The organism is Streptomyces sudanensis, from assembly GCF_023614315.1.
Taxonomy (GTDB): Bacteria; Actinomycetota; Actinomycetes; order Streptomycetales; family Streptomycetaceae; genus Streptomyces; species Streptomyces sudanensis.
This window is the reverse complement of the sequence record NZ_CP095474.1, coordinates 4,787,437-4,799,270: the sequence shown is the minus strand read 5'-3', so window position 1 is coordinate 4,799,270 and position 11,834 is coordinate 4,787,437. Positions and strand designations below refer to the sequence as shown.

General features: G+C 74.0%; 11 protein-coding genes and 1 pseudogene. 7 read left to right on the top strand and 5 right to left on the bottom strand.

Annotation, left to right across the window (positions count from 1 at the left end):
* The first annotated feature begins 11 nt into the window (after nucleotides 1–11).
* Entirely contained in the window at nucleotides 12–2,525 is a 2,514-nt protein-coding gene (locus tag MW084_RS22235) for a DEAD/DEAH box helicase (RefSeq protein ID WP_275563755.1), read from the top strand.
* A gap of 100 nt (nucleotides 2,526–2,625) precedes the next feature.
* Nucleotides 2,626–3,498, top strand: a complete 873-nt coding sequence (locus tag MW084_RS22230) for an acyl-CoA thioesterase (protein WP_010475513.1) — start codon at nucleotides 2,626–2,628, stop codon at nucleotides 3,496–3,498.
* A gap of 82 nt (nucleotides 3,499–3,580) precedes the next feature.
* On the opposite strand, the pseudogene MW084_RS22225 reads toward MW084_RS22230, so the two are convergent.
* Nucleotides 3,581–3,709: pseudogene (locus tag MW084_RS22225) on the bottom strand (DUF6011 domain-containing protein); the annotation flags it as partial.
* A gap of 175 nt (nucleotides 3,710–3,884) precedes the next feature.
* Between MW084_RS22225 and MW084_RS22220 the strand changes: the two are divergent.
* A complete protein-coding gene (locus MW084_RS22220; protein ID WP_010475517.1) occupies nucleotides 3,885–4,370 on the top strand; it encodes a glutathione peroxidase in 486 nt (161 codons plus the stop codon).
* A 164-nt stretch (nucleotides 4,371–4,534) separates the two neighbouring features.
* Here the strand turns inward: MW084_RS22220 and MW084_RS22215 are convergent, their stop codons facing one another.
* Together MW084_RS22215 and MW084_RS22210 are read right to left on the bottom strand one after the other, a co-directional pair.
* Entirely contained in the window at nucleotides 4,535–5,188 is a 654-nt protein-coding gene (locus tag MW084_RS22215; protein ID WP_039830063.1) for a response regulator, read from the bottom strand.
* Complete coding sequence (locus tag MW084_RS22210) at nucleotides 5,176–6,342, bottom strand: sensor histidine kinase (protein WP_029553883.1); 1,167 nt, start codon at nucleotides 6,340–6,342, stop codon at nucleotides 5,176–5,178. The genes MW084_RS22215 and MW084_RS22210 overlap by 13 nt, the downstream gene beginning before the upstream one ends.
* Before the next feature lie 173 nt (nucleotides 6,343–6,515).
* On the opposite strand from MW084_RS22210, the gene MW084_RS22205 reads away from it, so the two are divergent.
* Nucleotides 6,516–6,692: a hypothetical protein gene (locus tag MW084_RS22205; protein ID WP_010475523.1), complete on the top strand. Its 177-nt coding sequence runs from the start codon at nucleotides 6,516–6,518 to the stop codon at nucleotides 6,690–6,692.
* 304 nt (nucleotides 6,693–6,996) lie between these two features.
* On the opposite strand, the gene MW084_RS22200 is transcribed toward MW084_RS22205, so the two are convergent.
* Nucleotides 6,997–8,223 (bottom strand): acyl-CoA dehydrogenase family protein, encoded by a 1,227-nt coding sequence (locus MW084_RS22200; RefSeq protein WP_010475525.1) that lies wholly within the window; start codon nucleotides 8,221–8,223, stop codon nucleotides 6,997–6,999.
* Between the two features lie 143 nt (nucleotides 8,224–8,366).
* Between MW084_RS22200 and MW084_RS22195 the strand changes: the two genes are divergently transcribed.
* Nucleotides 8,367–9,014, top strand: a complete 648-nt coding sequence (locus MW084_RS22195) for a TetR/AcrR family transcriptional regulator (RefSeq protein ID WP_010475527.1) — start codon at nucleotides 8,367–8,369, stop codon at nucleotides 9,012–9,014.
* Between the two features lie 54 nt (nucleotides 9,015–9,068).
* Here MW084_RS22195 and def read toward each other — a convergent pair whose 3' ends face one another.
* Nucleotides 9,069–9,614: a peptide deformylase gene (gene def / locus MW084_RS22190; RefSeq protein WP_029553884.1), complete on the bottom strand. Its 546-nt coding sequence runs from the start codon at nucleotides 9,612–9,614 to the stop codon at nucleotides 9,069–9,071.
* 113 nt (nucleotides 9,615–9,727) lie between these two features.
* On the opposite strand from def, the gene MW084_RS22185 reads away from it, so the two are divergent.
* A complete protein-coding gene (locus MW084_RS22185) occupies nucleotides 9,728–10,966 on the top strand; it encodes a MurT ligase domain-containing protein (protein ID WP_010475531.1) in 1,239 nt (412 codons plus the stop codon).
* Between the two features lie 25 nt (nucleotides 10,967–10,991).
* On the top strand, nucleotides 10,992–11,720 hold the full coding sequence (locus tag MW084_RS22180; protein WP_010475534.1) for a type 1 glutamine amidotransferase: 729 nt from the start codon (nucleotides 10,992–10,994) through the stop codon (nucleotides 11,718–11,720).
* The last annotated feature ends 114 nt before the right edge of the window (nucleotides 11,721–11,834 follow it).

Sequence of the window (11,834 nt, the reverse complement as noted above, 5' to 3'; positions counted from 1 at the left end):
AAGATGGGGGCGTGACCCTCATCGATCAGCTTCCGCCGTCCACCGATCCCGATGCCCTCTTCGAGGCCTTCTCGTCGTGGGCGGAGGGCCGGGGCATCTCGCTCTACCCGGCCCAGGAGGAGGCGCTGATCGAGGTGGTGTCCGGCGCCAACGTGATCCTCTCCACCCCCACCGGCTCGGGGAAGAGCCTGGTCGCGGCGGGGGCGCACTTCACGGCGCTCGCCCACGACCAGGTGACGTTCTACACGGCGCCGATCAAGGCGCTCGTGTCGGAGAAGTTCTTCGACCTGTGCAAGCTGTTCGGCACGGAGAACGTCGGCATGCTGACCGGCGACGCCTCCGTGAACGCCGACGCGCCGGTGATCTGCTGCACGGCGGAGGTGCTGGCGTCGATCGCGCTGCGCGACGGCCGGGCCGCCGACGTCGGCCAGGTCGTGATGGACGAGTTCCACTTCTACGCGGAGCCGGACCGGGGCTGGGCGTGGCAGATCCCGCTGCTGGAGCTGCCGCAGGCGCAGTTCGTCCTGATGTCGGCGACGCTCGGCGACGTGTCGATGTTCGAGAAGGACCTGACGCGCCGCACGGGCCGCCCCACGGCGGTGGTCCGCTCGGCGACCCGCCCGGTGCCGCTGTCGTACGAGTACCGGACGACGCCGATCACGGACACCCTGACCGAGCTGCTGGAGACCCGGCAGGCGCCGGTCTACATCGTGCACTTCACGCAGGCCGCCGCCGTCGAGCGGGCGCAGTCGCTGATGAGCATCAACATGTGCTCCCGCGAGGAGAAGGACCGGATCGCCGAGCTGATCGGCGACTTCCGCTTCACCACCGCGTTCGGCCGGAACCTGTCGCGGTACGTCCGCCACGGCATCGGCGTGCACCACGCGGGCATGCTGCCGAAGTACCGGCGGCTGGTGGAGAAGCTCGCCCAGGCTGGTCTGCTGAAGGTCATCTGCGGCACGGACACGCTCGGCGTCGGCGTCAACGTCCCGATCCGCACGGTGCTGTTCACCGCCCTGACCAAGTACGACGGGAACCGGGTGCGCACCCTGCGCGCCCGCGAGTTCCACCAGATCGCCGGGCGCGCCGGGCGGGCCGGGTTCGACACGGCGGGGCTGGTGGTCGCGCAGGCCCCGGAGCACGTCGTCGAGAACGAGAAGGCCCTGGCGAAGGCGGGCGACGACCCGAAGAAGCGCCGCAAGGTCGTCCGCAAGAAGGCCCCCGAGGGCTTCGTCAACTGGACGCAGACCACCTACGAGAAGCTGATCGCGTCCGACCCCGAGCCGCTGACCTCCCGGTTCCGGGTGACGCACACGATGCTGCTGTCGGTGATCGCCCGGCCCGGCGACGCCTTCGCGGCGATGCGCCGCCTGCTGGAGGACAACCACGAGCCGCGCAGGAACCAGCTGCGCCACATCCGCCGCGCCATCGCGATCTACCGGTCGCTGCTGGCCGGCGGGGTCGTCGAGCAGCTGGACGAGCCGGACGCGCAGGGCCGCACGATCCGGCTCACCGTCGACCTCCAGCAGGACTTCGCGCTGAACCAGCCGCTGTCGACGTTCGCGCTGGCCGCGTTCGAGCTGCTCGACCCGGAGTCCCCGTCGTACGCCCTCGACATGGTGTCGGTCGTCGAGTCGACGCTGGACGACCCGCGGCAGATCCTCGCCGCCCAGCAGAACAAGGCGCGCGGCGAGGCCGTCCAGGCGATGAAGGCGGACGGCGTCGAGTACGAGGAGCGGATGGAGCGGCTCCAGGAGGTGTCGTACCCCAAGCCGCTGGAGGAGCTGCTGTGGCACGCGTACAACCTCTACCGGAAGTCGCACCCGTGGGTCGGTGACCACCCGGTGTCGCCGAAGTCGGTGGTCCGCGACATGTACGAGCGGGCGCTGTCCTTCACCGAGTTCACCTCCTTCTACGAGCTGGCGCGCACCGAGGGCATCGTGCTGCGGTACCTGGCGAGCGCGTACAAGGCGCTGGAGCACACGATCCCCGACGACCTGAAGTCCGAGGACCTCCAGGACCTGATCGCCTGGCTGGGCGAGATGGTGCGCCAGGTCGACTCCAGCCTGCTCGACGAGTGGGAGCAGCTGGCCAACCCGGAGGTGGAGACGGCCGAGGAGGCCCAGGAGAAGGCCGACCAGGTCAAGCCGGTCACGGCCAACGCCCGCGCCTTCCGGGTCCTGGTGCGGAACGCGATGTTCCGCCGGGTGGAGCTGGCCGCCCTGGACCACGTCGAGGAGCTCGGCGAGCTGGACGGGGAGTCCGGCTGGGACGCCGACGCCTGGGGCGGGGCGATGGACGGGTACTGGGACGAGTACGACGACCTGGGCACCGGTCCGGACGCGCGCGGCCCGAAGCTGCTGTCCATCGAGGAGGACCCGGAGCACGGCCTGTGGCGCGTGCGGCAGACCTTCGCCGACCCCAACGGCGACCACGACTGGGGCATCAGCGCCGAGGTCGACCTGGCCGCCTCCGACGAGGAGGGCCGGGCGGTGGTCCGCGTCACCCACGTCGGCCCGCTCTGACCCCGGCCCCGGCCCNNGNCCTCGGNNGCCCCCGCGCACGACCTTCGCCCACGGCCCTCGCCCACGCCCCCCGCCCACGACAGGAAGCACCGGACACCCCATGACGACGAACCCCGCCGAGAGGCTGGTCGACCTGCTCGACCTGGAACGGATCGAGGTGGACATCTTCCGCGGCCTCAGCCCCGAGGAGTCGCTGCAGCGGGTCTTCGGCGGCCAGGTCGCCGGGCAGGCGCTGGTGGCCGCGGGCCGCACCACCGAGGGCGACCGCCCGGTGCACTCGCTGCACGCGTACTTCCTGCGGCCGGGCATCCCGGGCGTGCCGATCGTGTACCAGGTGGAGCGGGTGCGCGACGGCCGGTCGTTCACCACGCGGCGGGTCACGGCGGTGCAGCGCGGCAAGACGATCTTCAACCTGACGGCGTCGTTCCACCGGCCGGAGGAGGCCGGGTTCGAACACCAGCTCCCGCCGCGCCTGGACTTCCCCGACCCGGAGACGCTGCCCCCGGTCGTGGACGAGATCCGCGCGCACCTGGGGACGCTGCCGGAGTCGCTGGAGCGGATGGCGCGGCGCCAGCCGTTCGACATCCGGTACGCGGACCGGCTGCGCTGGAGCGCCGAGGAGATCGAGGGGGCCGACCCGCGCAGCGCCGTGTGGATGCGCGCGGTGGGCCCGCTGGGCGACGACCCGCTGGTCCACACCTGCGCGCTGACGTACGCCTCCGACATGACGCTGCTGGACGCGGTCCGCATCCCGGTCGAGCCGCTGTGGGGGCCGCGCGGGTTCGACATGGCGTCGCTGGACCACGCGATGTGGTTCCACCGGCCGTTCCGGGCCGACGAGTGGTTCCTGTACGACCAGGAGTCCCCGATCGCCACCGGCGGCCGCGGACTGGCCCGCGGGCGGATCTACGACCGGGACGGGCGGCTGCTGGTCTCCGTCGTCCAGGAGGGCCTGTTCCGGCCGCTGCGCTAGCCGTGCCGACCGCTTCCGCGGCGGCCCGTCAGAACAGCGGCTCCTGCTCGACGTCGTGGCGGCGGGGGCGGATGTCGGGGCNTNNCGGGTGGAGCTTCGCGTCGCACGCCGGGCCGAGGCCGGTGCGGCGCGAGGCCCGGCCGGTCAGCGGCCGGCCGCACAGCCGGCACCGCACGGGCGGCCGGCCGGACTCCTCGGGGACGGGCGCCCCNGAGGGGNNCTCCTCNGGGNCNNNNGGGCGCCCCGGAGGGGGACTCCTCGGGGACGGGCGCCCCGGAGGGGGACTCCTCGGGGACGGGCGCCCCGAAGGCGCTGTGGGGAAGTGGCTCGTCGTTCACGGTACGTGTCTACCCTGTCGTCTGATCCGACGACGACGAGGAGGGCCCATGAGCCTGTACGACATCCCGCTGCGCACCCTGTCCGGTGAGCCGACGAGCCTGGCGGAGTACCGCGGCCGGGCGGTGCTGGTGGTGAACGTGGCGTCCGAGTGCGGTCTGACCCCGCAGTACGCCGGGCTGGAGAAGCTCCAGCAGGAGTACGGCGAGCGCGGCCTGACCGTGCTCGGCGTGCCGTGCAACCAGTTCGGCGGGCAGGAGCCGGGCGGTCCGGAGGAGATCCGGACGTTCTGCTCCACCACGTACGGGGTGACCTTCCCGCTGCTGGAGAAGACGGATGTCAACGGGCCCGGCCGGCACCCGCTGTACGCGGAGCTGACGCGGGTCGCGGACGCCTCGGGCGAGGCGGGCGACGTGCAGTGGAACTTCGAGAAGTTCCTGATCTCGCCGGACGGCGGGGTCGTCCGCTTCCGGCCGCGCACGGAGCCGGACGCGCCGGAGCTGGTCGCCGCGATCGAGGAGCGGCTCCCGGCCTGACGCGGCCCCGGGAGGGGCGGGGGCGGCGGGACCCGGGCCGCCGCCCCCGCCGTGTCGTGCACGGCCCGGCGGGAGGACCGGCCGGCCTCCGGGGCCGCCCCGCCGGGTACGGGCGGGGCTCCGGCCGGCGGCGCCCGCGGACCCGCGCATCCGGTGGGAGCGGTTCACGTGCGGAACCTGCTGTCCAGGTAGGCGAGCACCGCCAGCACCCGGCGGTGTCCGCTGTCGCTGGGCGGCAGCCCCAGTTTGAGGAACACGTTGCCGATGTGCTTGCTCACCGCCCGTTCGGTGACTACGAGCCGGGCGGCGATGGTCGCGTTGTCCCGGCCTTCCGCCATCAGCCGGAGCACCTCGCGCTCGCGCGGGGTCAGCGAGTCGACGGGGTCGCTCCTGCGGGTGGCCAGGAGTTCGGCCACCACCTCCGGGTCCAGGACCGTGCCGCCGGAGGTGACCCGGTCCAGGGCGTCGAGGAACTGGTCCACCCGGCCGACCCGGTCCTTCAGCAGGTACCCCACCCCGCTCGCCCCACCGCCCAGCAGCTCGGCGGCGTAGGTCTCCTCGACGTACTGGGACAGGACGAGGACCGGCAGCTCCGGGATCTCGGCGCGGGCCGCGAGCGCCGCCCGCAGCCCCTCGTCACGGAAGCCGGGCGGCATCCGGACGTCCAGCACCGCGGCGTCGGGCCGGTGCTCCAGGAGCGTGGGCAGCACCTCGGGGCCGCTGGACGCGACCGCCACCACCTCGTGCCCCGCGGAGGTCAGGAGCAGGACCAGCCCCTCCCGCAGGAGGGCGTTGTCCTCGGCGATCACCACACGCACGGAAGCTCCACCTCGATCACGGTCGGCCCCCCGGCGGGGCTCGACACCTGCACGACGCCGTCGAGTGCCGCGATCCGCCGCCGCATGCCGAGCAGTCCGCTGCCGCCGGTCTCGTCGGCCCCGCCGCGGCCCTCGTCCCGCACGGAGACGCCCAACGACCGGGGCCCCCGGCGGAGCTCCACCCGGGCCCGGCGGGATCCGCTGTGCTTGGCGGCGTTGGTCAGCGCCTCGGCGACCGCGAAGTACGCCGCCGCCTCGACCGCGGCCGGCGGACGCGGCCCGGCTTCCAGGCCGTCCTGGGCCACCTCGACCTCCAGGCCGCTGCCTGCGGCCAGGGCCCGTACGGCGCCGGCCAGGCCCCGGTCGGTGAGGATCGGCGGGTGGATGCCGCGCACCACGTGGCGCAGTTCGGTGAGCGCCTCCTCGACCTGGTCCTGTGCGTCGTCGAGCAGCCTGCGGGTCGCGTCGAGGTCGTTGTCGTACGCCCGCCTCGCCAGTCCCACCCTCATCGACAGGGCCACCAGGCGGGCCTGCGTGCCGTCGTGCAGGTCCCGTTCGATGCGCCGCAGTTCGGCGCCGTGCGCGGCGACCGCCCCGGCCCGGGTGGCCGTCAGCTCCTCGACCCGTCCGGCGAGTTCGATGCTGCGCCGAGTGTCCGCGGACGGTTCCAGCAGGGAGCGGGACCAGCGCGCGTCGAGGTCGGCGAGCCGCCCGACGAGCGGCAGCACCACGGCCCCGCGCCCCGGCACCCGGCACCACACGCCGTCCACGAGCAGGCCGATGATCCACACGAGCAGCGCGGCGTAGGCCAGCAGCCAGCCGTAGAGGAAGTGGGCCGCCAGCCACCGGAGGTCGCGGTACGTTCCGGGGTCCTGGACCGCCGTCCGCACGCGCACGCGCAACTCGCCGGCGATCGGTACGTACGCCTCCGGGACGGTCTCCCCCGTCCACCTCTCGACCTCGCGCCGCTTGGCGCCGGCGAGCCGGCGCAGCAGCAGGACCGTTTCGGGCAGTCCGCCCGCGCCGATCACCAGTACGGTCGTGGCGAGGGTGAACACCAGGACGGGCAGGAACAGAAGCGAGGCCAGGGCCAGACCCGCCGATCTCAACAACTGCCCCGTCGCCCGGAGTTCACGCCGCAGCCCCTGTGTCATGCCGACCAGACTAGGTGACCGGACCGGACCCGGGCGGTGTGCGCGGCACCCGGACGGTGGTGTAGCGGGCTACACCGGGACTCCGGTAGGGCGCCCCCTCGATCGCCACCGCGGAAGCGGGCATCGTGGTTCCCCGAGGGGCACCGGCTCCTCCACCGACGAAGGGAACAGCCATGAAGGTCCTGCTCTGGCTCCTGCTCGTGGCGGCCGTCGCCGCCAACGTGTCCACCAGCTTCGCCTTCGACGGCGGCAAGCAGGTGGCCCTCAGCGTCAGCACGGGCGGGATCGCCCTGGCCTCGGCGGCATGCCTCTTCCTCACCCGCGACAAGCGCCGCGCGGGCCGGGCCTGAGTCCGTCACGCGAAGCCGCCGGTCCCCCCGGCGCACCCGTCGTGACCGCGGCCGCGAGCCGCCCCTTGCGGCATCTTCCGCGGAAGAACCCCGGGTGCGGTCGGCGGAAGACGGGAGGCCCCGCCGCGGGATCCGCGCCGGACACCCTCCTGCCTCCGCCCCGAGGCGGGCCCTCGGGGGGAATCGTCCGCGGGCGGCCCGCGGAGCGGGGGCCCCGGCCGGCGGGGTACCCGCCCGCCTGCGCGAGCCGGGCGTTCGGCCCGGTGGCGGAAGGGTCCGCGCCGGACCGGCCCGCCCCGTCCGGTCAGCGGATGGGGACGCCCGACAGGGCGCGGGCGATGACGAGGCGCTGGATCTCGCTGGTCCCTTCGAAGATGGTGTAGATCCCGCTGTCACGGTGCATGCGCTCGACCGGGTACTCGCGGGTGTAGCCGTTGCCCCCGAGGATCTGCACGGCCCGGGCGGTGACGTCCTTGGCGGTCTCGCTGGCGTACAGCTTCGACATGGAGCCCTCCGCCGAGGTGAAGGGCTTGCCCGTGGCGGCCATCCAGGACGCCCGCCACACCAGGAGGCGGGCCGCGTCGATCCGGGTGCGCATGTCGGCGAGCTGGAAGGCGACGCCCTGGTTGTCGATGATCGGGCGGCCGAACTGGTGGCGCGTGGTGGCGTAGTCGAGGGCGACCTCGTACGCGGCGCGGGCCGTGCCGACGGCCATCGCGCCGACCGCCGGGCGGGACGCCTCGAAGGTGGCCATCGCGGCGTTCTTCACGCGCTCGCCGCCCTTCCGTGCGCGCTCCCGCGCGCGGGCCAGGCGCTCGTCCAGCTTCTCCTTGCCGCCGAGCAGGCAGGAGCCGGGCACGCGCACGCCCTGGAGGACCACCTCCGCCGTGTGGGAGGCCCGGATGCCGTGCTTCCTGAACTTCTGGCCCTGCGACAGGCCGGGGGTGCCCGGCGGGACGACGAAGGAGGCGTGGCCCCTGGAGCCCAGCTCGGGGTCGACGACGGCCACGACGACGTGGACGTCGGCGATGCCGCCGTTGGTGGCCCAGGTCTTGGTCCCGTCCAGGACCCACTCGTCCTTGGCCCCGTCGTACACGGCGCGGGTCCGCATGGCGGCGACGTCCGAGCCGGCGTCGGGTTCGGACGAGCAGAACGCGGCGACCTTCACGTCCTCGGGGGTGCCGTACATCTGGGGGATCCAGGTGCCGATCTGCTCCTCGGTGCCGTTGGCGAGGACGCCCACCGCGGCGAGGCCGGTGCCGACGATGGACAGGGCGATGCCCGCGTCGCCCCAGAACAGCTCCTCCATCGCCACGGGGATGCCGAGGCCGGTCGGGTCGAAGAACTGCCGGGCGTAGAAGTCGAGGGAGTAGATGCCGACCTTGGCGGCCTCCTGGATGACCGGCCAGGGGGTCTCCTCGCGCTCGTCCCACTCGGCGGCGGCCGGGCGGATCACGTCCCGGGCGAATCCGTGCAGCCAGTCACGGACCTCTTTCTGGTCGTCGTTCAGCTCGAGCGTGAACTCGGCCATGGCCCCTCCCGGCGGACGTACGCGTGTTACCAAAGGTAACGGCAGTCTGTTACCGGCAGGTAGACGCTGTCAACCGGCGGCCCCCGCCGGGTCGGTGTTACGTTGCGCTGGCCTCAGAGCACCGACGGGCGGGGAGAGACGCTATGGAGACCACACACCGGGCCGGGCAGCAGCGGTCGGCCGAGCGGCGGCGGCGCGAACTGCTCGACGCGGCGGACCGGGTCGTCCTGCGCGACGGCCCGCAGGCGTCGATGAACGCCATCGCCGCCGAGGCCGGCATCACCAAGCCGATCCTCTACCGCCACTTCGGCGACAAGGGCGGACTGTACCGGGCGCTCGCCCAGCGGCACACCGACGCCCTGCTGGACGCGCTGCGCGCCGCCCTCGACGCCCCCGCCGACCGCCGGCGGCGCGTCGAGGCGACCCTCGACACGTACCTCGCCGCGATCGAGGCGCGCCCGCAGGTGTACCGGTTCCTGATGCACCCCGCCGAGGAGGCCGCCCAGCCCGCGGAGCAGGGGTTCGACGCGGGCCGGCACTCGGCGCCGCTGCTGCGCCGCATGGGCGAGGAGCTCGCCGGGGTCATCGCCGAGCGCATCGACCCGGGCGAGGGCGGCGAGGCCCTGGCCCGGGTGTGGGGGCACGGCATCGTCGGGATGATGCACGCGGCGGGCGACTGGTGGCTGGGCGAACGCCCGTGCAGCCGGGCCGCGTTGGTGTCGGCCCTGGCCGACCTCCTGTGGGGCCGGCTCGCCGAGGCGGACGACCGGGCGGACGGCCCCCGGTTCTGACCGCCGCGCCCCGGGCGGCACGGGCCGCGCCCCGCCGCCGACGCCCCGTCGCCCTCAGGCCCGGCGCCCCCACGGTGCGCGCCGCGCCGCGCGCAGGACCCTCGCGCGGCGCCGGCCGCCCAGGCGGTCCGGGTACACCAGGCCGTCCAGGTGGTCGCACTCGTGCTGGAGGCACCGGGCGAAGAACCCCGTGCCCGCCACCCGCACCGGCTCGCCCCGCACGTCGACGCCCTCGACCACGGCCCGGTCGAAGCGCTCCGTCGCGGCCTCCAGACCGGGCAGCGACAGGCAGCCCTCGGGGCCGCGCACGCTCACCCCGCCGGCCTCCACCAGGCGCGGGTTGACGACGTGCCCGAGGTGCCGGACGTCCTCGTCGTCGGGGCAGTCGTAGACGAAGACGCGCAGGCCCACGCCTATCTGGTTGGCCGCGAGGCCGACGCCGTCCGCCGCGTACATCGTGGCGAACAGGTCCTCCACCAGACGGGCCAGGGACGGCCCGAAGTCGGTGACGGTCTCGCAGGGGGTGTGCAGCGCGGACGAGCCGAGCAGGCTCATCGCCCGCACGGCGCCGGAACTGCCGGGGATTGGCCGGTTTCGCATGGCGTTCAGGGTACGTTCAGCCCCGCCACCTGCTCTCCGGCAGGTGGCGGGGTTCGGGACGGCGGGCGGATCTCGATAGGCTGAGGCGACCCACGCTAGGAGGAACAAGGACGATGGCAGGCAACTCGGAGCCGTTGTCGCCGCGCGCCAAGCTGGCCGTGACGGCGGGCAGGGCCGCAGCGGCGGTGTCTCGCGCGGCGGGCCGCGGCAGCGGATCGGTGATCGGCGGCCGGGTGGCGCTGAAGCTCGACCCCGACCTTCTGGGCCGGCTCGCGCAGCACCTGGACGTCGTCCTGGTCTCGGCGACCAACGGCAAGACCACCACGACCCGCCTCATCGCGGAGGCGCTGCGCGCCAGCGGCCCGGTCGTCTCCAACGCGCTCGGCGCGAACATGCCCGCGGGCATCACCTCCGCGCTGGCCGGCGGGACGGAGTCGAAGTACGGCGTCATCGAGGTGGACGAGAAGTACCTGGCCGGCGTGGCCCGGGACACCGAGCCCAAGGTGATCGCGCTGCTCAACCTCTCCCGCGACCAGCTCGACCGCGCCGCCGAGACCCGGATGCTCGCCGAGAAGTGGCGCGAGGGCCTCGCCGGCACGAAGGCCGTCGTCGTCGCCAACGCCGACGACCCGCTCGTCGTGTGGGCCGCCTCCTCCTCCCCCAACGTGGTGTGGGTGGCGGCCGGCCAGGAGTGGAAGGACGACGCCTGGTCGTGCCCGGCGTGCGGCGGCGTGATGCAGCGCCCCGGCGACGACTGGTTCTGCGGCGAGTGCGGTTTCCGCCGCCCCGCCCCCACCTGGGCGCTCAGCGGCGACCACGTCCTGGACCCGAACGGCTCCGCCTGGCCGATCCACCTCCAGCTGCCGGGCCGCGCGAACAAGGCGAACGCCGCGACCTCCGCCGCCGTCGCCGCCGTGTTCGGCGTCCCCCCGCAGGTCGCGCTGGAGCGCATGTACCAGGTGCAGGCCGTCGCCGGCCGGTACGACGTGGTCTCCTTCCAGGGCCGCGACGTGCGGCTGCTGCTGGCGAAGAACCCGGCCGGCTGGCTGGAGACGTTCTCCCTCATCGACCGGCCTCCGACGCCGGTCGTCCTCTCCGTGAACGCGCGCGGCGCGGACGGCACGGACACCTCGTGGCTGTGGGACGTCGACTACGGGCGCCTCGCCGGCCACCCCATCCTCGTGATCGGCGACCGCAGGCTGGACCTCGCCGTCCGGCTGGAGGTCGCGGGCCTGGAGTTCCGGGTGTGCGACACCGTCGACGAGGCCGTGCGGCTGGCCCCGCCGGGGCGGATCGAGCTGATCGCCAACTACACCGCGTTCCAGGACGTCCGCCGCCGCGTCGGCAACTGACCCACGAGCCCAAGGACAGAAGATCATGAGCGAGAGCAGCCTGCGCGTGGTGTGGGTCTACCCCGACCTGCTCAGCACCTACGGAGACCAGGGCAACGTCCTCGTCGTCGAGCGCCGCGCCCGCCAGCGCGGCCTGGGCGTGCAGCGCGTGGACGTGCGCAGCGACCAGCCGATCCCGACCTCCGGCGACATCTACCTCATCGGCGGCGGCGAGGACCGGCCGCAGCGGCTGGCCGCCGAGCGGCTCGGGCGCGACGGCGGTCTGAGCCGGGCCGCGGGCAACGGCGCGATCATCTTCTCGGTGTGCGCCGGCTACCAGATCCTCGGCCACGAGTTCGTCAACGACCTGGGCGAGCGGCAGCCCGGCCTGGGCCTGATCGACGTGGTCTCCACCCGCGGCGAGGGCGAGCGGTGCGTCGGCGACGTCCTCGCCGACATCGACCCGCGCTTCGGCCTGCCGCAGCTGACGGGCTTCGAGAACCACCAGGGCATCACGCACCTGGGCCCGACGGCCCGCCCGTTCGCCCGGACCGTCTTCGGCAAGGGCAACGGCACCGGGGACGGCACGGAGGGCGCGTACAACGACACCGTCTTCGGCACGTACATGCACGGCCCGGTCATGGCGCGCAACCCGCAGATCGCGGACCTGCTGCTGAAGCTGGCCCTCGACGTGAACGCGCTGCCGCCGGCGGACGACCGGTGGTACGAGGCGCTGCGCGCCGAGCGGATCGCGGCGGCCGGCCAGCCGGCCTGAACCCGTCCCCGGCGGGCGCGGCCGCCCCGCGCCCGCCGGGAGCGGGGCGGGCGGAGGCCCCNNGGGGCCGCCGCCCACGGGGGCGGCCGGGAGGCGGTGCGCCACCCGCGGCAC